The sequence below is a fragment of the Nonomuraea sp. NPDC049486 genome, assembly GCF_040676925.1.
In the GTDB taxonomy this organism is placed as follows: Bacteria; Actinomycetota; Actinomycetes; order Streptosporangiales; family Streptosporangiaceae; genus Nonomuraea; species Nonomuraea ferruginea.
The window spans coordinates 639,349-657,748 of the sequence record NZ_JBFAPV010000001.1 but is presented as its reverse complement, the minus strand read 5'-3'; the positions used below and the strand labels follow the sequence as shown (position 1 = coordinate 657,748).

The following is an 18,400-nucleotide window of genomic DNA, read 5'->3' as shown; positions in this document are numbered from 1 at the left end:
GTCAGACCCGATAGCCGAGGTAGGACTGGGCGACCTGCTCGTCCTCCTGGATCTGCGCCGCCGTGCCCGAGAGCACGATCCGCCCGGTTTCCAGGACGTGCGCCTGCTGGGCGATGCCCAGGGCGAGATGGGCGTTCTGCTCGACGACGACCACGGTGGTGCGCTCCTGTTCGTTGATGGTCCGCACGATGCGGAAGAGCTCCCGGGTGATCAGCGGGGCGAGGCCGAGCGACGGCTCGTCCAGCAGGAGCAGCCGGGGGCGCAGCATGAGCGCCCGGCCGAGGGCGAGCATCTGCTGCTCGCCGCCGCTCAGGCTGCCCGCCGCCTGCTTGAGCCGGGGCTTCAGCGCGGGGAAGTAGCCGTAGATGCGGTCGAGGTCCTCTTCCAGGCGGTCGCGCCGGGTGTAGGCGCCCAGGCGCAGGTTCTCCTCGACGGTGAGGGGCATGAACGTGCCCCGGCCCTCCGGCACGTGCGCGACGCCCATCCTGGCCAGCGCGTCGGGCGAGCGGCCGAGCAGCTCGACGTCGCCGAGCCGGACGCCGCCGCGCCCCTTGACCATGCCGGACAGCGCCCGCAGCAGGGTCGTCTTGCCCGCCCCGTTGGGGCCGAGTATCGCGCAGATCTCGCCCTCCCCCACGGTGAGGCTGACGTCGTGCAGCACCTGGGCGCCGCCGTATCCGGCGTTCAGCCCGGAGACCACCAGCTCGCTCATACCGCCGTCCCCAGGTAGGCCTCGATGACGCCGGGGTCGCGCTGGACCTCGGCCGGCGGGCCTTCGGCGATCTTCTTGCCGAAGTCCAGGCAGACGATCCGGTCGCAGGTGCTCATGACGAAGCCCATGTGGTGCTCGACCACCACCACGGTCAGGTCCAGGTCGTCGCGGATGGCGCGCAGGGTGCCGGCGAACTCCTCGACCTCGGCCGAGCTGAGCCCGTTGACCGGCTCGTCCAGCAGCAGCAGCCGCGGCTCCGCGGCCAGCGCCCTGGCCAGCTCCACCCGTTTGAGCGTGCCGAAGGGCAGCCCGGCGGCCGGGTGGTCGGCGACGGCCGACAGGCCCAGCCGTTCCAGCACGGCGTCGGCCTGGGCCCGCAGCCGCCGCTCCTCGCCGCGCACGCCCGGCAGCCGCAGCGCCGCGGTGAGGAACCCGGCCCTGCCCCGGTGGTGCGCGCCGACCAGCACGTTGTCCCGTACGGAGATGCGCGGGAACAGGCCGAGGTTCTGGAAGGTGCGGGCGATGCCGAGCGCCGCGATGGCGTGCGGCGGCACCGCGAGCAGGTCCTCGCCCTCGTAGCGCACCTGCCCCGCGTCGGCCTGGTAGCGCCGGGTCAGGCAGTTGAACAGGGTGGTCTTGCCGGCGCCGTTGGGTCCGATCAGGCCCACCATCTCGCCGTTCCCCACGGAGAATCCGACGCCGTCGAGCGCCGTGATGCCGCCGAACCGGACGGTAAGATCGTGTACTTCCAGCATCCGGCCTCCTGGGGCACAGCGAGCGGAAGAATGTTCTGAAGTTGGGGTCAGCGTAGGTTCGGCCCGTCTCCGGCCGCATTGGGCACGGCGACCCAACATGTGCACCGAAGGTTGTCCACAGGACACAGCGACTGTCTCGGAGCGGTTACGAGCCGTTGACCTCCCCGCAACCACCGGGGATCATCCCGGACATGTCCAGTGGTTCCGGTATGGAAACGTTCACTGGTGCGGAGCCGGTCCGGGCGCAGCGCGCGCGGATCCTCTCCGAACTACTCTCCGACGTCGAAAAGCTCGCCGGGGCGGCCGTGGTCACGATGCGCGCCGAGATCCCGGCCTACGCGGCCCAGAGCGAGGAGTTCCTGGCCGACGTGCGCGACCAGGTGGTGCGCCATTACCGGGGCAAGCTCGCCGTGCTGTTCGAGGACAGGACGGTGAAGCCGGACGACATCGCCTACGTCCGCCGGGCCGCGATGCGCCGGGCCAGGGCCGGGATCGCGCTGGCCGACTACATCAACGCCTTCAGGGTCGGCCAGCAGGTGTTCTGGGAGTCGGTGCTGGCCAGGGCGGGCCACACCGCCGCCGGGCGCGAGGCCGCGCTGTCGCTGGCGGCCCCGCTCATGCGGTACTGCGACTTCGCCAGCACGCACGCCGCCCACGCGTACATGGAGTTCCAGCAGTACGCGGCCGCGGAGGCCGTCCGCGAGACCCGGGACCTGCTGGAGACGCTGCTGGCCGGCGCGGTGCCGACGCGCGGGCCGCAGCTCGCCGCCGCGCAGGCGCACGGGCTGTGCGAGGACACCCGCACGCCGCTGCTCGTGGTGGTCGCGGTCGTGCTCGGCCCGCGCACCGCGGTGCCGCGCGGGCCGGACCGGGGCGCCGACGCCCGGCACGCCGCGTGCGCGGCGCTCGCGCGGCTGAACACCGGGGCGAACGCGAGGACCGGCGGGCGGACGCTGTCGGTGGTGCGCCAGTCGGAGATCGTGGCCGTCCCGGTGCTCGGCCAGAACGGCGACCCGGAGGAGCTGTGCGACCGGCTGCAGGCGCTCCGCGAGTCGCTGCTGGCCGAAGGTATCGTGCTGGCGATGGGCATCAGCACGGTCGGCGGGGGCATCGCCCGGATCCCGCAGGCCTACCAGGAGGCTCGGGCGGTGATCGACTTCCTGCCCGAGGACGGCGGGGTGGCCGCGCTGCCGCGCATCACCCCCTTCCAGTACCTCGCCCTGGGCGCCGACGACACCGCACGCAACCTCGTCGACCCGCGCATCACCTCGCTGCTGGACGAGGACCGGGCCAGGGGCGGCGTGCTCACCGCCACCATCCGCGCGTTCGCCGCCGCCGACCTCAACCTGCGCACCGCCGCCGAGCGGCTGCAGATCCACCCCAACACCGCTCAATACCGGCTGCGCCGCATCCAGGAGCGCACCGGCCGGAGCCTGCGCCACATCAACGACCTCGTCGAGCTGCTGGTCGCGATCGCGCTGCAGGACTCGCTTCCTCCCACCAATCCCGAGCGGAAAAGACTGGCCACCGCGACCAATGAGGACCGGGGGACCTCGGACGTACGGTCGTTCCCATGAACCTCGCCGACCGGCTCCACACCTCCGCCGAGCGACTCGGTGAGAGAGCGGTCATCACGCTGGACGACGCGGTGCTCAGCTACCGGGCGCTGGACGCGATGTCCGCGCGGGTGGCGACGCTGCTGCGCGGCCGCGGCATCGGGACCGGGGACCGGGTGGCGATCATGCTGCCCAACGTGCCGGAGTTCGCCGCGGTCTACTACGGGGTGCTGCGCATGGGCGCCGTCGTGGTGCCGCTCGACCCGCTGCTGCGCAAGCGCGAGATCGCCGCGTACGTGAGCGACTGCGGGCCGCGCCTGCTGATCGCCTGGCACGCCTTCGCCGAGACCGCCGAGGCCGGCGCCGCCGCCACCGGCACCGACTGCTTCTTCGTGGTGCCCGACGAGTTCCGCCGGCTGCTGCGCGGCCTGGCCGCCGACCCCGGGGTGGCCGCGCGCGACGACGGCGACACCGCCGTCATCCACTACACGGCCGGCACCACGGGCCGGGCCAAGGGCATCGAGCTGACCCACGGCAACCTGGGCGGCACCGCCGCGACCATCGCCCGCATGCACGCGCTCGGCGTGGACGACGTGGTGCTGGGCGCGCTGCCGCTCTACCACTCCTTCGGCCAGACGTGCTCGCTCAACGCGACCGTGCACGCCGGGGCGCGGCTGACGTTGATGAGCCGCTTCGAGGCGGGCCGGGCGCTGGAGATGATGCGCCGCGACGGGGTGACGGTCTTCCAGGGCGTGCCGACCATGTACATCGCGCTGCTCGACCACCCGGGCGCCGCCGACCTGTCGCTGCTGCGCATCTGCGTCTCCGGCGGCGCCCCGCTGCCGCTCGACGTGCTGCGCGCCTTCGAGGAGCGCTTCGGCTGCGCGATCGTCGAGGGGTACGGGCTCAGCGAGACCTCCGCGGTGGCCGCCACCAACAGGGGCGGCGACGGCCGGCGGCCCGGCTCGATCGGCTGGCCGGTGCGCGGCATCGAGATGCGGGTGGTCGGCGAGGACGGGCGCCAGGTGCCGTGCGGCGACATCGGCGAGATCGTGGTGCGCGGCCCGAACGTGATGAAGGGCTACTGGAACAATCCGGCCGCCACCGCCGAGGCCATCCGCGACGGCTGGTTCCACACCGGCGACCTGGGCCGGGTGGACGAGAACGGGTTCTTCTTCCTGGTCGACCGGCGCCGCGACGTGATCCTGCGCGGCGGCTACACCGTCTATCCGCGCGAGGTGGAGGAGGTGCTGTACGAGCACCCGGCGGTGCGGCAGGCCGCGGTCATCGGGGTGCCGCATCCGGAGCTCGGCGAGGAGATCGCCGCCGTGGTGGCGCTGCGGGAGCCCGTGGATCCGGACGAACTACGCGCCTTCGTCAAGGAACGGGTCGCGCCGTACAAGTATCCCCGCCACATCTCGGTCTTCGACGAACTTCCGGTGAGCCCGACCGGTAAGATCCTCAAGCGTGCGATCGCGCTGCCGCTCAGCACGCTCCCCCCGCCGGCCCGTGCCAGCGGGCGTGCAGCTCGCGGCTGACCGCGCAGGAGGGCCCGTGTGAAGCCGATCACCCACATCTTCGACGTGGAGCCAGGCCACTACGACGTCAGCGTGGTCATCGGCGGCGCCACGACCCAGGTGCTGGCGGAGGCCAGGCGGCTGATGGTGTGGGCGTCGCCCGGCGACCGGCCCGCGCGCCGCGACTTCACGGTCAACGTCCGCACCCCGGAGAGCCAGCAGAACGGCTTCGACGGCGACGGCAGCCCCGGTCTCACCCTCACGTTCACCGGCCCGGATCCCGAGGTGAGCTCGGTGCACCTGAGCCCGGCCAGGGGGCGGAGCCTGTTCCTGGCGGGCGACTCGACCGTGACCGACCAGGCGACGGCCCCCTACACCGGCTGGGGGCAGCGGCTGCCGCGTCACTTCCGGCGCGGGCTGTCGGTGGTCAACCACTCGGGCTCGGGCGAGTCGTCGGCGTCGTTCCTGGCCAAACCTGCCATGTGGGCGGCGATGCGCGACCAGCTCGGCCCCGGCGACGTGGCCCTGGTCCAGTTCGGCCACAACGACAAGCACACCAGCGCGGTGGAGTTCCGCGCCAACCTCACCCGCCTGGTGCACGGCATAGAGGCGAGGGGCGCCGCGCCGGTGCTGGTCACGCCCGTGGTGCGGCGCCGGTTCCGGGGCGGGTGCCTCGACCAGGAAGGGCTGATCGTCAACGGGCTCGGCGTCGACCTGCCGGCCGAGGTGCGCGCGGTGGCCGCGGCCCAGGGGGTGGCGCTGATCGACCTCACCGCCGAGAGCCGCGCGCTGGTCGAGGGGCTCGGCCCCGAGGGGTCCGAGCGCCTCTACCTCACGCGGGAGAAGGGCGACGACACCCACACCTCCGAGCACGGTGCGACGCTCTTCGCCGACCTGGTCGCGGCCGGGCTGCGCAGGCTCGGGCTGGTGGCCCCGTACCTGATCTGATCAGGAGCCCGTCTGGGTGGCGCGCAGCCACCGCAGCGCGCCCCTCGACAGCGCGACCAGCACGTCGACGGCCTCCTCGATCTCCGGGTAGCGGCCCTCGATGTGGCCGATCGCCAGGGCGTTGGTGGCCGCGTTGATGCCTTCGGCGATCATCTCCAGGCGGCGGCGGTCGCGCTCGTTGTCGGCGGTGTAGCCGAGCGCGGCCAGGTCGGCCGCGTGGTGGTCGCGGTAGGCCTTGGCGGTCTCCGTGGCGAACTCGCGCAGCGGCGAGGACGGGTCGTGGCGGGCGCGCAGCTGGATGCGCAGCAGCTCCGGATGCCGGGAGATGGCGTCGAGCGGGATGCGGAAGGAGTCGCGGTGGCTCTCCAGCTCGGTGGGCGCCTCGCGGGCCTGGCGGCGGGCCTCGCGCATGGCGCGGCGCAGGCGCTCGCCGCCCTCGTCGCCGAGGGCGCGCAGGAGATCCTGCTTGTCCTTGAAGTGCACGTAGAAGCTGGACTGGGCGATGCCCGCGGCCTTGGCGACCTTGACCGTCGTCAGGCCCGCCTCACCCTCCTTGTCGAGGATCTCCAGGGCGGCCCTGATCAGCCTCCGCCTGGTCAGGTCCTTGGCCTCGCTCCTGGTGAGCGGTGTGTTGGTCACGGGTTACCTTCTCTCGTCCACCGATAACTGTAGTTGGACCGATCCCCGGTAACGATCCGCCCTCTGGCGCTTGTGCGAAGTTTCACCGATAGTACTATCGGTGAAATTGCTCTCGGGGGATGACCGGGAGGAGGCGTGGATGAAACGCTGGACCAGGCCGTTGGCCCTCGTGCTGGCGGCTGTGACCTTGGTGGCGTGCAGCGGGCAGCGGCCCGGCGCGGCGCCGGCGGGCGAGTCGCCGTCGGACTCGTCGGGGCCGAAGGCGGGCGGCAAGCTCGTGTACGCGCTGAGCGCCGACGCCAACGGGCTCAACCCGGTGACCGACCAGTTCGCGGCGCAGAGCTACAGCATGGTCACCACGATCATCGAACCGCTGGTGAGCATGGACGCCGAAGGCGCCTGGAAGCCGTACCTGGCGGAGTCGCTCACCCCCAACGACACGTACGACGAATGGGCGATCAAGGTCAGGGACGGCATCTCCTTCCATGACGGCATCTCGCTGACCGGCGACATCGTCAAGGCCAACCTGGAGGCGCAGAAGGCGTCCCCGCTCAACACGGCCGTCTTCCAGCCGCTCGACTCCATCGAGCTGACCGACCCGATGACGGTCACGGTCAAGCTCAAGCAGCCCTGGGTCGCCTTCCCCTACTACCTGGCCGCGCAGGTCGGCATGATCGTGCCGCCCTCGTCGCTGGCCGACCCCCAGGCCGCCAGCCTCAAGCCGGTCGGCACCGGGCCGTTCGTGTTCAAGGAGTACGTGCCGGACAGCCGGATGGTCGTCACCAAGAACCCCCGCTACTGGCGCAGCGGCCTCCCGTACCTGGACGAGATCGAGTTCCGCATCCTGCCCGACAGCCAGACCAGGGCCCAGACGCTGGAGGCCGGCGGCGTCGACGCCATGGGCACCACCCGCGACGAGGACATCGTCAAGTACGGCGAGCAGAAGGACGCCTACGCGGTGTACCGGACGCAGGGCATGCCAGCGCCCGAGTACACGTTCATGCTCAACACCGCCGTCCCGCCGCTCGACGACGTCAGGGTGCGCCGGGCCCTCGCGCACGCGACCGACCGCGACGCCGTCGTCTCGACCCTGCGCGGCGGGCTGACGGAACCGGCCGACGGTCCCTGGACCAAGGACTCCAAGTGGTACTCCGACCAGGGCGCCTACCCCGCCTTCGACCTGGCCAAGGCCACCGCCCTGGTGAAGGAGGTGGAGGCGGAGAAGGGCCCGGTCGAGTTCGAGGTGATCTCCACGCCCGACCCCAACACCATGCAGGGCGTCGAACTGGTCCAGGACATGTGGCGCAAGGCCGGCATCGACGTGACGATCAAGCAGGCCGACCAGCCGGACCTGATCAACCGCGCCGTCATCGGCAACTACCACGCCACCGTGTGGACCGCGTTCTCCTCCTCCGACCCCGACGGCGAGTACATCTGGCTGCACCAGGCCTACGCGCAGCCCGTCGGCAAGGTCTCGCTCAACTTCACCCGGCTCAAGGACGAGCAGCTCAGCAAGGCGCTCGACATCGGCCGGGTCTCCCCTGACGAGGCCGCCCGCAAGCAGGCGTACGCCACGGTCCAGGAGCGGCTGCGCGAGCAGGTGCCGTACGTCTTCCTCGACCACCTCACCACGGGGGCGATCATCGCGAAGACCAAGGTCCGCGGCATCGACGAGCAGGTGCTGCCCGACGGGGAGAAGCGTCTCCCGCTGACCGGCGCGCCGATCCCCTACCACCCGTTCTCCGGGGTCTGGATCAGCACACAGTGATCCTCGTCGTCCACCGGCTCGTCCGGCTCGTGGTGGTGCTGCTCGTGGTGACGTTCCTGTCCTACGGGCTGCTCAACCTCCTGCCGGGCGACCCCGTCACGCAGATCCTCGGCATCTCGGCCACCGAGGAGGCCCGTGCGCAGCTCCGCGCGGACATGGGGCTCGACCAGCCGCTGATGGTCCGCTACGCCGACTGGCTGAGCGGCCTGCTCTCCGGCGACTGGGGCACCTCCTACATCTCCCGGGTGCCGGTCGCCGACGAGCTGGCCGAGCGGCTGCCGGTCACGCTGGAGCTGCTCGTCGCCGCGCAACTCGTGGCGCTCGGCCTGGCGATCCCGGTGGGCGTGGCCGCGGCCCGCCGGGCCGGGGGCGCGCTCGACCAGGCGCTCACCGCGATGAGCTTCGCGCTGCTGTCCACGCCGGTGTTCGTGCTCGGCGTGCTGCTCATCCTGATCTTCGCGGTGACCTGGCAGGTCGTGCCCGCCACCGGGTGGACGCCCATCTCGGTGGACCTGGGCTGGAACCTCACCTCGGTGCTGCTGCCCGCGATCACGCTCGGCTGCGGGCAGCTCGCCGTCTACGCGCGGCTGCTGCGCGCCGACCTGATCGCGACCCTGCAGGAGGACTACATCACGCTCGCCAGGGCCCGCGGCCTGTCGCCGCGGCGCATCCTGTGGCGGCACGCGCTGCGGCCCTCGGCGATCTCGCTGATCACCGCCGTGGGGCTCAACCTCGGCGCGCTCATCGGCGGCACGGTGATCATCGAGACGCTCTTCGGGCTGCCCGGCATCGGGCGGCTCATCGTCGACTCCATCTTCTCCCGCGACTATCTGACCGTGCAGGGAGGCGTCGTGCTGATCTCGGTCGGTTACGTGCTGGTCAACTTCCTGGTGGACGTCGTGTACGCGGCCGTCGACCCGAGGATCCGTCGTGCGTAGGCGCTTCGGAGCCGGATTCTGGATCGCGACCGCGTGGATCTCGCTGGTCGTGGCCGCGGCCGCGCTGGCCGACCTGCTGCCCATCCCAGGCTACGACGAGACGCTGGTCGGCCCGCCCCGGTCCGGCCCGAGCGCGGAGCACCCCTTCGGCACCGACGGCCTCGGCCGCGACGTGTTCAGCCGCGTCGTGCACGGCGCCCGCGTCTCACTCGGCGTCGGCATCGGCGCGGTGGTGCTCGGCCTGGGGCTCGGCGCCCCGCTCGGCATCCTGGCCGGATACCGCAAGGGCTTCGCCGACGCGGTGATCATGGCGGTCAACGACATCGCGCTGGCCTTCCCCTCGCTGGTGTTCGCGCTGGCCGTGGTGGCCTTCGCCGGGGCCAGCCTGCGCAACGTGCTCATCGTGCTCGGCGTGCTGGGCATCCCCGCCTGGGTGCGGCTGATCCGGGGCGCCACGCTGTCGTTCGCCGAGCGGGAGTTCGTGCTCGCCGCCCGCGTCCTCGGCGTACGGGACCGCCGCATCCTGTGGCGTGACATCATGCCGAACGTGGCGGTGCCGGCCGCCTCCTACGCCTTCATCGGCATGGCCGTGGTCATCGTGGCCGAAGGCAGCCTGGCCTTCCTCGGGCTTTCGGTGCAGGCTCCCACCCCGACCTGGGGCGGGCTCATCAACGAGGGCCGCACGCTGATGGAGACCGCCCCGCACGTGGTGCTGGCGCCCTCGATCGTCATGTTCCTGACCGTGCTGTCGTTCAACCTGGTCGGCGACCGGCTGCGGGCGCTGACCGACGTGCGGCAGAGCGGGCTGGAGCCGGCCCGGCAGTCCGCGCCGCTGCCCGCGGGCCCTGGGGCGGAGCCCGTCACCGGCGCCCTGCTCCAGGTCGACGACCTGCGCACGCACATCCACACGCCGCGCGGCACGGTCAAGGCCGTCGACGGGGTGTCCTTCACGCTGGAGCGCGGCAGGACCCTCGCCATCGTGGGCGAGTCGGGTTCGGGCAAGTCGATGCTGATCCGTACCATCCTCGGCCTGCTGCCCGCCGCCGACGTGTCCAGGGGCGGGCACGTCCGCCTGGAGGGCGACGACCTGACGAGGTTCACGCCCGAGGAGATGCGCCAGGTGCTCGGCCGCCGGCTCGGCACCGTCTTCCAGGACCCGATGACCGCGCTCAACCCGGTCCGCACCATCGGCACCCAGGTGACCGAGCCGCTCCGGGTGCACCTGGGCATGAGCCGCAAGCGGGCCCGCGAGGAGGCGGCGCGGCTGCTCGCCTCCGTCGGCATCCCCGACCCGGTCCGCACGCTGGGCCGCTACCCGCACCAGCTCTCCGGCGGGATGCGCCAGCGGGTCACCATCGCCATGGCGCTGTCCTGCGGCCCCGACGTGCTCTTCGCCGACGAGCCGACGACCGCGCTCGACGTCACCATCCAGGACCAGGTGCTGCGCCTCATCCACCGGCTGCGGGAGGAGCGCGACATGGCCGTGGTGCTGGTCAGCCACGACCTGTCGGTGGTGCGGCAGTGGGCCGACGAGGTGATCGTCATGTACGCGGGCAAGGTCGTCGAGCACGGCCCCGCCGAGCAGGTCTTCGCCCGGCCCCGGATGCCGTACACCGAGGCGCTGCTGCAGGCGGCGCCGCGGCTCACCGACCCGTCGCACCACCGGCTGCGGGTCATCCCCGGCCGTCCGCCGGACCTGGCCGACGTCCCGCCGGGCTGCCCGTTCCGGCCGCGCTGCGCGTACGCCCAGGACCGGTGCGGCGCGGAGGCCCCGCCGCTGACCGGCGACCACGACCATCTCTACGCCTGCTGGTACCCGACCGGATCGGCGGTCGCCGGCGCGCCGGAAGGAGCCGAGAGCCATGGCCGGTAGCGGGACGGCGCACCTGCGCCCGCGTGACGAAGTGCTGCTCCAGGTCGAGAATCTGTACGTGGAGTTCCCCGCCGGGCGCGGCCGCACGGTCAGGGCGGTCTCCGGCGTGAGCTTCGACCTGGCCAAGGGCGAGACGCTGGGCATCGTCGGCGAGTCCGGCTGCGGCAAGTCGAGCACCGCGCGGGCGCTCATCCAGCTCCCGCGCCCGCGGGCCGGCTCGGTGCGGCTGGACGGGCTCGACCTGACCTCGCTGCGCGGCGAGGCGCTGCGCCGGGTCAGGCGGCGGCTGCAGATGATCTTCCAGGACCCGATCTCGTCGCTGAACCCGCGCCGCCGCGTCCGCGAGATCGTCGAGGAGGGGCCGAAGGTGTGGGGGCGCGGCGCCCTCGACGTCGACGAGGTGCTGGAGGCCGTCGGCCTGGACCCGGCGACGGCGGCGGTGCGGCGGCCGCACGAGTTCTCCGGCGGGCAGTGCCAGCGTGTCTCGATCGCGCGGGCGCTGGTGCTGGAGCCGGAGGTGGTGATCTGCGACGAGCCGGTGTCGGCGCTCGACGTGTCGGTGCAGGCGCAGATCCTCGCCCTGCTGGAGGACCTGAAGGAGCGCTACCGGCTGACGCTGGTGTTCATCGCGCACGACCTGGCCGTGGTGAAGAACGTCAGCGACCGGATCCTGGTGATGTATCTCGGCAAGACGTGCGAGCTCGCGCCCAGCGAGGACCTCATCGCCCGGCCCGCCCATCCGTACACCAAGGCCCTGCTCGCCGCCATCCCCGGCAGCGGGCTCGACCTGCCGCCGGCGGACCGGCTCATCAGCGGCGAGCCGCCGTCGCCGGTCGACCCGCCGTCCGGCTGCCGCTTCCGTACCCGCTGCCCGCGCGCCGCCGAGAGGTGCGCGCGCGAGGAGCCCGAGATCCGCCCGGTGAACGGCGGCGACCACTACGTCGCCTGCCACTTCCCCGACATCTAGGAGAATGCCATGGCCATCGATTTCACCCTCGCCCCGGAGCACGAGGAGATCCGCAAGCGGGTACGCGCCTTCATCCAGGAGGTCGTGATCCCCGCGAGCGACGAGCTGAGCGAGCGCGACCGGGACGCCTACCTCCGCGGCATCTTCGCGCTGCGCGAGAAGGCCAAGGCGGAGGGCCTGTGGCTGCCGCACATGCCGAAGGAGTGGGGCGGCATGGGGCTGGGCCACGTCGAGCTGGCCATGGTGCAGTCGGAGGCGGCCAAGACCCGGCTCGGCCCGTGGGTGCTCAACTGCCAGGCCCCCGACGAGGGCAACATGCACACACTGCTGCACTGGGCGGACGACTCGCAGAAGGAGAAGTACCTCCGGCCGCTCCTCGAAGGCCGGCAGATGTCCTGCTTCGCCATGACCGAGCCCGAGGTGGCCGGCTCCGACCCCACCCTGATCCAGACCCGCGCCGTCAAGGACGGCGACGAATGGGTGATCAACGGGCACAAGTGGTTCATCTCCAACGCCCGCCGGGCGAGCTTCGCCATCCTCATCGCCAGGACCGAGGACGACGTCCCCGAAGGCCACCGCGGCGCCAACACCGCCTTCCTCATCGACCTCCCGCAGGAAGGCTGGAACGACGTCCGCGAGGTCGAGACCATGCACGGCTCGACCGGCCACAGCGAGATCGTCATCAAGGACCTGCGGGTGACCGACAGCCAGATACTCGGCGGACGCGGCAACGGCCACCGCCTCGGCCAGTATCGCCTCGGCCCCGCCCGGCTCGCCCACTGCATGCGCTGGATCTCCCAAGCGGAGACGGCCCTGGACATGATGGTCGACCGGGCGCTCAACCGCCACAGCCACGGCTCCCTGCTGGCCGAGAAGCAGGGCGTCCAGTGGCTCATCGCCGACTCCGCGATGGAGCTCTACCAGTGCAAGCTCATGGTGCTGCACGCCGCCTACAAGATCGACCGTGGTGAGGACTTCCGCACCGAGGTGTCCATGGCCAAGCATTTCGTGGCCAACAGCCTCAACCGCATCATCGACCGGGCGATCCAGGTCCACGGCGCGCTCGGCTACTCCACCGACACGCCGCTGGCCCATATGTTCCAGCACGCCCGCTGGGCCCGCTTCGCCGACGGCGCCGACGAGATCCACCAGATGCGCATCGCCGAACGCACCATCGCCGCCTACCAGGCCACCGGCTCCACCGCCTCGGCCACGGGTGACCTCCCCCTGTGAGCCGACGGCCGCCGCCCACACCTGCCACCGGGCGGCGGCCGTCACCCGGCTTCGTCGCACTTCAGGTGTTCTGGAACGGGGTTGTCCGATCACTCTCGGTAAGGCATACTGAAAACGCCGCACCCCCGGTGGGTGACGGAAGTGAGGCCGGGCCTCCCGATGGAATCGGGCGTCCGGCCTTTGCGCTTTCATCCTCAATCAACGCACACGACTCTGACACGCTCTTGCAGGCGCTCGAAGCCGGCGCCATGCCCATCGATCCACCAGGTGGTCGCGCTGACCACCGCATCAGCCGCCCAGAGCAGCGGCTCCTGGTGCGAGGGCCGCCAGTGGACCATGATCGCCTTTGAGATGACCCGCGACTTCCGCAGGGCCATGACGAACAGAAGATCCAAGTGGTCCTGGCTGGGCGAGCGGCTTTCGACGACGACTTCCGTCACACCGGCACCTTCCAGTTCGAGAAGAAGGCGCTCAAGGCAACGTCTACGTGCCCGCTCGGTGCGGCATGTGGTGTCGTAGATGTGTACGGCGACAACAGCGGCAAGGGGCAGCTTGGACGCGCATCGGCGATGACGAGCTGCCTGGCGATGGGCTCGTCACGCCAGTGCAGGCGAGGGTTCTTGCCGAGGCGCAGAGACTCCAGTGTCAGACGAGCGTCGTGGTGGCCGGTGGCGTGAAGGGTGATCGCGGCCATGGCGTAGATGTTGTCGTCGTCGGGACGGCGGCGCATACTCTCGTCGACAAAGGCCGTAAACATACAGTCAATATATCGTCACCCAACGTGAAAGCTGTCGCGCTACGCACCCAGATCCTGGCGGACTACGAACGCCGCGAGGGGGCCGCTTCCGGAACAGGGCCGGGCACGCCAGATCTTCGCCGGTTGTTCGCGGGACATGCAGGGGACGGCTGACCGGGTCAAGGGGATTTGCGTGAGCGGTGCTCGACGACGCGGTCACCGCGGCCGGGGTAGGACATGATGAGCAGCCGCTGTGCGCCCCGTTCCTCCCCCTCCCAGGGGATCCGGCTCATATGGACACGGATCCGGTAGTGGCCCTTGCCGTGGGCGGCGAGGTCGGGGAGCAAGGCGCTGCCCAGCCCGTCGTGCAGGACGATGCTGCCTTCCGGGCTGTGGTAGCCGACCTCGACGACGTGTGCCCAGCCCTTGGTCTCCATCGGCGGGCGGCGGGCGGACTCTTCACCACCGTCGCCTTCACGGGCTTGATCAAAGGGCGGTGGCGGGGCACCTTGGCGCATTCGCGCTGCTGCGCCGCCTCCCAAGCCAGCAGTTCCCGCTGCTCGGCCTCGGCCGCCGCCTTCAGCGTGGCGGCGGCGCGAGGACAGATGCCCGCCAGGAGGGTCGCCAGGTCCGCCGGGTCGAGGCCGTCGCTCTCGCGCAGTCCTGCCAGCTCACGCGGGTCGGCGCGGGTGTAGGCGCCGCACAGGCGGTGCCCGTAGACGATCAGCCTGCCGTCCGGCATGCCCTGCGCGAACGACGGCTTGCCTGATGTGCGTACCTCGCACACGAAGGCCCGCTCACCGGTGATCGACGGAGCCGAGGCGTCCCACCGCCGCTCGTCTTCCGCCCGCTCGCAGGCTCTTGACGTGGTGACGGGCCCGGGCACGTGGTCTGACACCGGGACCAGGACGAGCACTGCCATCGCGACGGTCCCGGCGAGCGCCGGCCTCCACGGTCCACGAGGATCGTGCCCGCGGCCAGGCGCCGGCTCCCTCGGCCGGCTCCCGAGCTCGTTCGCGGTACGGGCCAGCCATACCAACCCGAACACCTCGAACGCCCGGCTACCGATCGAGATCCAGTAGAAGGTGGCAAGGCCGTCCGGGACGAGGGTGGAAACAGTCACCGGCAAGAAGAAGTCCGCTGCCGGCACCGCTCCGAACCACACCGTGGCACGGCTCCACCGGCCGTCCCTCCCCTGGGCGACCAGCGTCAGCACCATCCAGACGAGCCACGGCAACCCGAACAGACGGAGTGAGCCGACGTCGAGCACCATGTCCGCCAGCCCGGCCACCGGACCGTACACCCCCGCCACCAGCGCGACCGTTCGCACCACCGTGGAGGCGCGGTTGAGCACCCGGTAGAGCAGCACCACCAGAGCCACCCGCAGGGCGTCCTCCAGGATGCCGACCCACCACGGCGAGGGGACGAACTCGAAGAGCAGCGACGCGTACAGGACGGACCGCAGGAGACGAGCGTCCCCGGCCGGCTCGGCCTTCTCCTTCATGGACCGCCCGCGCAGGATCTGCCACAACCCCCAGCCCTGCAACACCCCCAGTGCCACCATCGGCAGCACCGTCGCCCACCCGCCAGGACCCTGGCCGAGGACGCCGGTGAGGAGCCAGAGATGGCCGTCATCGGTCACCGCGGCGACGGCCCCCGACACGACGACCGCGACGACGAATCCCCCGGCTACCACGGCGGCGACCCAGCCGAACCTGTAGCGGCGCATCGGTCACTTCCTCGCATCTCCCGACAGGAGCGCCCGCGAAGATCAAGTCCTATCCGGCGCGGACGCCGTACGGAGGAGGTCAGGGATCTTGCTGTACGCGAGCAACCCCCATAAGTCCGGATAGAACCCGCCACACCCTAGCGGTGATTCGATCATGTTCCCGACGGATCGGGCACCCCTCGAACCACCCCTCTTGATCACGGGTCTAAGCAGGTGATCGAAGAGGGGGCGACATGCTGAAGAGATCCGTGGCCGCCGTGCTCATGGCGCTGGTGGTCGGGGTGGCGGGGGCGCCGTCGGCCGCCGCCGGGGAGAAGCCGTGGGTGAGGCTCGCGGGGACGGTCGGCACGGTCAACGACGGGCTACCGGTGCGGCTGGCCTCGTACTCGCTGATCTGGGACGCCGGCCAGGCCTTCCACGGCTACCTGCGCGAGGGGAGGACGTTCGTCAAGACCCGGTACCGGGAGGCGCTGGTCGCGCCCGGTGGCCGGTGGGTGGCGGGCGTACCCGACCGACGGCTGTGGCGGGCCACCGAGAAGATCGACCTGATCGACCGCGGTACCGGCCGCACGCACGCCGTCAGGATGCCCGCTCCGGTGACCTCGCCCGAGTGGTCGGCGGACGGCGGCACCCTGCTGCTCACCGCGTACCGGAAGCACCGCGACGGCGCTCTCACCGTCATCGGCTTCGTCACGCTGGACGCGCGCGACCGCGTCCCCCGCCTGGTCAGGACCGGCCCCCAGCGTCGGGTGGCGGACTGGGACATCGGCCGCGGCTTCCGCTTCTTCTTCGCCGGCCCCGGACGGGTGATGGCCCGGCACGACCACAAGGGCGGGGTCGCCGTCTACGACATGGACGGCCGGCGGCAACGCTTCTACAAGGGCGTGGGCGCGTTCGACGAATGGGCGGCGGTGACGGTCGCCTCTCCCTCGGGCCGCCTGTTCGCCACCGTTCTCGGCGAGAACGACAAGGGCCGCCGGATCGGCGTCGTCGACGCCGCGACGGGGAGGGTCGTGCACCGCGTCGGCGGACACGCCGAATCCTTCGCCGGCTGGTACGACGAGAAGCACGTCATCGTGATGCGGGTGCGCGGCAGGACGCAGATCTTCCAGCGCGTCTCCCCGTCCAGCGGAGCCACCCTGGACCTCATCAGGGAGAAGCTCGTCGCCGGGCCGACCGAGTACGAACCCCACCTGGAGCGGGTCAACTTCGTCCGCTGAACCGATCCCGCCCGCGGCACGTTCCGGTAGGCATGATGATCCGATTTCTGGCCGTGCTGACGCTGGTGGCGGGGTTCCTCGTGGCGGGCGGGGGCACGGCGCACGCCTGCTCGTGCGCGTCGCGCGAGCCGGCCGAGCGGATGCGTGACGCCGATGTCGTCCTCACCGCGACGGCCACGGCCGTACGGGTGGACGAGCCGATGCTGAACGGCGGGCGGGTGACGGCGACGCTGCGGGCCGACCGCGTGTACAAGGGCCCGGAGCGGGACGAGTTCGAGGTGGTCACCAGGGCGCAGGGGCCCGCCTGCGGCTACGCGTTCACCGAGGGGACCCGTTATCTGGTGTTCGCCCGCGAGGGGGACGAAGGGCTGACCACGTCGCTCTGCTCGGGCAACGAGGTGCTGGCGCCGGGTGCGGGGCCGACGGCCGTGGCGGCGGGCGCCGCTCCGCGGGCGACGCAGCCCTCGGAGCCCGTGTTCCCCGTCGCGCTCGCCGTCCTGACGGCGGCCGCGACGGTGGCCGTGCTGACGTGGACGTTGACACGGAAGCACGGTCAATAGGATCACCTTATGAGCAGCGCCCACATCGCGATGGTCGGCATCCCCGCCATCAGTCACGTCCTGCCGAGCATCGAGGTGATCGGGGAGCTGGTGGCGCGCGGGCACCGCGTGACCTACGCCAACGACCCGGTCGTGGCCGAAATGGTCACCGGCGCGGGCGCCGAGCTGGTGCCCTGCACCTCGACGCTGCCCGTCGCCGACCACGACTGGCCGGACGACCCGATCGCGGCCATGCGGATCTTCCTGGAGGACAACATCCAGTTGCTGCCGCAACTGGAGGCCGCGTACGACAAAGACCCGGCGGACCTCTACCTGTACGACATCGGCGGGTACGCGGCGCGGGCGCTGGCCGAGCGGCAGGGACGGCCGCTCGTGCAGCTCTCCCCCTCCATGGTCGGCTGGGACGGCTACGACGAGGAGGTGGCGGCGCACCTCTGGCAGCTGCCCGGCGCGGACGCCTACCGGGCGCGGTTCGCCGAGTGGCTGGCGGGCAACGGCGCGACCACGACCGACGCCGACGCCTTCTCGGGCCGGCCGGCCCGCTGCCTGGCGCTGATCCCCCGGGCGATGCAGCCGCACGCCGACCGCGTGCACGACGGGGTGACGTTCGTCGGCCCCTGCAAGAAGCCCACCGGCGCCTGGGAGCGCCCGGCGGGGGCGGCGAACGTGCTGCTGATCTCGCTGGGCACGGCCTACACTCGGCAGCCGGAGTTCTACCGGCAGTGCCTGGCCGCGTTCGGCGACCTGCCCGGCTGGCACGTCGTGCTGCAGATCGGCAAGCACACCGACCCGGCCGAGCTGGGTCCGATCCCGGGCAACGTGGAGGTCCACTCCTGGGTGCCGCAGCAGGCGATCCTGGAGCGGGCGGACGCGTTCGTCACGCACGCGGGCATGGGCGGCTGCGGCGAGGGCCTGCTGGCCGGGGTGCCGATGATCGCGGTGCCGCAGGCGGTCGACCAGTTCATGAACGCCGACCGGCTGGTGGAGCTGGGCGTGGCCCGCCGGATCGACACGGCCGACGCGACGGCCGGCGCGCTCAGGAGCGCCCTGGCCGAGCTGACCGCCGACCCGGAGGTGGCCGGGCGGCTCGATCGGCTGCGCGAGGAGTCCCGTGCCGAGGGCGGCACGATCCGGGCCGCCGACCTCATCGAGGCCGAACTAACCAGGGTGTGAAAGTTTCACCGCCGACCAGGGCGGATGTGACGGTTCGTTGACGGGGCGGCACTGACACCAGAAGATCCTGGGAGCG

At 71.5% G+C, this 18,400-nt stretch carries 17 protein-coding genes; 11 read left to right on the top strand and 6 right to left on the bottom strand.

What is annotated here, in order from left to right; all coding sequences use genetic code 11:
• Position 1: 1 nt before the first annotated feature.
• Both AB0K05_RS03065 and AB0K05_RS03060 read right to left on the bottom strand, forming a co-directional pair.
• Positions 2-712: an ABC transporter ATP-binding protein gene (locus tag AB0K05_RS03065; protein WP_364226157.1), complete on the bottom strand. Its 711-nt coding sequence runs from the start codon at positions 710-712 to the stop codon at positions 2-4.
• Entirely contained in the window at positions 709-1,467 is a 759-nt protein-coding gene (locus AB0K05_RS03060; RefSeq protein ID WP_148034021.1) for an ABC transporter ATP-binding protein, read from the bottom strand. Before AB0K05_RS03060 ends, AB0K05_RS03065 begins: the two co-directional genes overlap by 4 nt.
• 209 nt (positions 1,468-1,676) lie before the next feature.
• On the opposite strand from AB0K05_RS03060, the gene AB0K05_RS03055 reads away from it, so the two are divergent.
• Genes AB0K05_RS03055 through AB0K05_RS03045 form a run of 3 tightly spaced genes read left to right on the top strand, consistent with a single transcriptional unit; the run spans position 1,677 to position 5,488 of the window.
• Positions 1,677-3,044: a helix-turn-helix domain-containing protein gene (locus tag AB0K05_RS03055; protein ID WP_364226153.1), complete on the top strand. Its 1,368-nt coding sequence runs from the start codon at positions 1,677-1,679 to the stop codon at positions 3,042-3,044.
• Positions 3,041-4,561: a long-chain fatty acid--CoA ligase gene (locus tag AB0K05_RS03050; protein WP_219545603.1), complete on the top strand. Its 1,521-nt coding sequence runs from the start codon at positions 3,041-3,043 to the stop codon at positions 4,559-4,561. Before AB0K05_RS03055 ends, AB0K05_RS03050 begins: the two co-directional genes overlap by 4 nt.
• An 18-nt stretch (positions 4,562-4,579) precedes the next feature.
• Complete coding sequence (locus tag AB0K05_RS03045) at positions 4,580-5,488, top strand: rhamnogalacturonan acetylesterase (RefSeq protein ID WP_364226149.1); 909 nt, start codon at positions 4,580-4,582, stop codon at positions 5,486-5,488.
• Here the strand turns inward: AB0K05_RS03045 and AB0K05_RS03040 are convergent, their stop codons facing one another.
• Positions 5,489-6,127, bottom strand: coding sequence for a TetR family transcriptional regulator (locus AB0K05_RS03040; RefSeq protein ID WP_364226146.1), 639 nt, complete (start codon positions 6,125-6,127; stop codon positions 5,489-5,491). It lies immediately after the preceding gene.
• A 139-nt stretch (positions 6,128-6,266) separates the two neighbouring features.
• On the opposite strand from AB0K05_RS03040, the gene AB0K05_RS03035 reads away from it, so the two are divergent.
• The 5 genes from AB0K05_RS03035 to AB0K05_RS03015 are packed head-to-tail and all read left to right on the top strand — an operon-like array spanning position 6,267 to position 12,906.
• Positions 6,267-7,895, top strand: coding sequence for an ABC transporter substrate-binding protein (locus AB0K05_RS03035; RefSeq protein ID WP_364226143.1), 1,629 nt, complete (start codon positions 6,267-6,269; stop codon positions 7,893-7,895).
• The gene (locus tag AB0K05_RS03030; protein ID WP_308248976.1) at positions 7,892-8,833 is read left to right on the top strand and encodes an ABC transporter permease; all 942 of its coding nucleotides are present in this window, start codon (positions 7,892-7,894) and stop codon (positions 8,831-8,833) included. The genes AB0K05_RS03035 and AB0K05_RS03030 overlap by 4 nt, the downstream gene beginning before the upstream one ends.
• The gene (locus AB0K05_RS03025; RefSeq protein ID WP_364226139.1) at positions 8,826-10,706 is read left to right on the top strand and encodes a dipeptide/oligopeptide/nickel ABC transporter permease/ATP-binding protein; all 1,881 of its coding nucleotides are present in this window, start codon (positions 8,826-8,828) and stop codon (positions 10,704-10,706) included. Before AB0K05_RS03030 ends, AB0K05_RS03025 begins: the two co-directional genes overlap by 8 nt.
• Positions 10,696-11,673 carry an ABC transporter ATP-binding protein gene (locus AB0K05_RS03020; RefSeq protein ID WP_148034028.1) on the top strand — a complete coding sequence of 326 codons (978 nt, stop codon included), beginning with the start codon at positions 10,696-10,698 and terminating at the stop codon, positions 11,671-11,673. The genes AB0K05_RS03025 and AB0K05_RS03020 overlap by 11 nt, the downstream gene beginning before the upstream one ends.
• A 9-nt stretch (positions 11,674-11,682) precedes the next feature.
• Positions 11,683-12,906, top strand: coding sequence for an acyl-CoA dehydrogenase family protein (locus tag AB0K05_RS03015; RefSeq protein ID WP_364226135.1), 1,224 nt, complete (start codon positions 11,683-11,685; stop codon positions 12,904-12,906).
• A 194-nt stretch (positions 12,907-13,100) separates the two neighbouring features.
• Here AB0K05_RS03015 and AB0K05_RS03010 read toward each other — a convergent pair whose 3' ends face one another.
• From AB0K05_RS03010 to AB0K05_RS03000, 3 genes are all read right to left on the bottom strand, one after another.
• Positions 13,101-13,346 carry a hypothetical protein gene (locus AB0K05_RS03010; RefSeq protein WP_364226132.1) on the bottom strand — a complete coding sequence of 82 codons (246 nt, stop codon included), beginning with the start codon at positions 13,344-13,346 and terminating at the stop codon, positions 13,101-13,103.
• A complete protein-coding gene (locus tag AB0K05_RS03005; protein ID WP_364226129.1) occupies positions 13,343-13,663 on the bottom strand; it encodes a hypothetical protein in 321 nt (106 codons plus the stop codon). Before AB0K05_RS03005 ends, AB0K05_RS03010 begins: the two co-directional genes overlap by 4 nt.
• Positions 13,664-13,931: 268 nt before the next feature.
• Positions 13,932-15,371 carry a hypothetical protein gene (locus AB0K05_RS03000; RefSeq protein WP_364226126.1) on the bottom strand — a complete coding sequence of 480 codons (1,440 nt, stop codon included), beginning with the start codon at positions 15,369-15,371 and terminating at the stop codon, positions 13,932-13,934.
• 233 nt (positions 15,372-15,604) lie between these two features.
• Here AB0K05_RS03000 and AB0K05_RS02995 point away from each other — a divergent pair, with 233 nt between their 5' ends.
• From AB0K05_RS02995 to AB0K05_RS02985, 3 genes are read left to right on the top strand one after another with little or no spacing between them, the layout of a single operon-like run.
• Positions 15,605-16,591 (top strand): hypothetical protein, encoded by a 987-nt coding sequence (locus tag AB0K05_RS02995; RefSeq protein WP_364226123.1) that lies wholly within the window; start codon positions 15,605-15,607, stop codon positions 16,589-16,591.
• A gap of 32 nt (positions 16,592-16,623) precedes the next feature.
• The gene (locus AB0K05_RS02990) at positions 16,624-17,151 is read left to right on the top strand and encodes a hypothetical protein (protein ID WP_148034035.1); all 528 of its coding nucleotides are present in this window, start codon (positions 16,624-16,626) and stop codon (positions 17,149-17,151) included.
• 9 nt (positions 17,152-17,160) lie between these two features.
• A complete protein-coding gene (locus AB0K05_RS02985; protein ID WP_364226119.1) occupies positions 17,161-18,324 on the top strand; it encodes a macrolide family glycosyltransferase in 1,164 nt (387 codons plus the stop codon).
• Positions 18,325-18,400 lie beyond the last annotated feature (76 nt).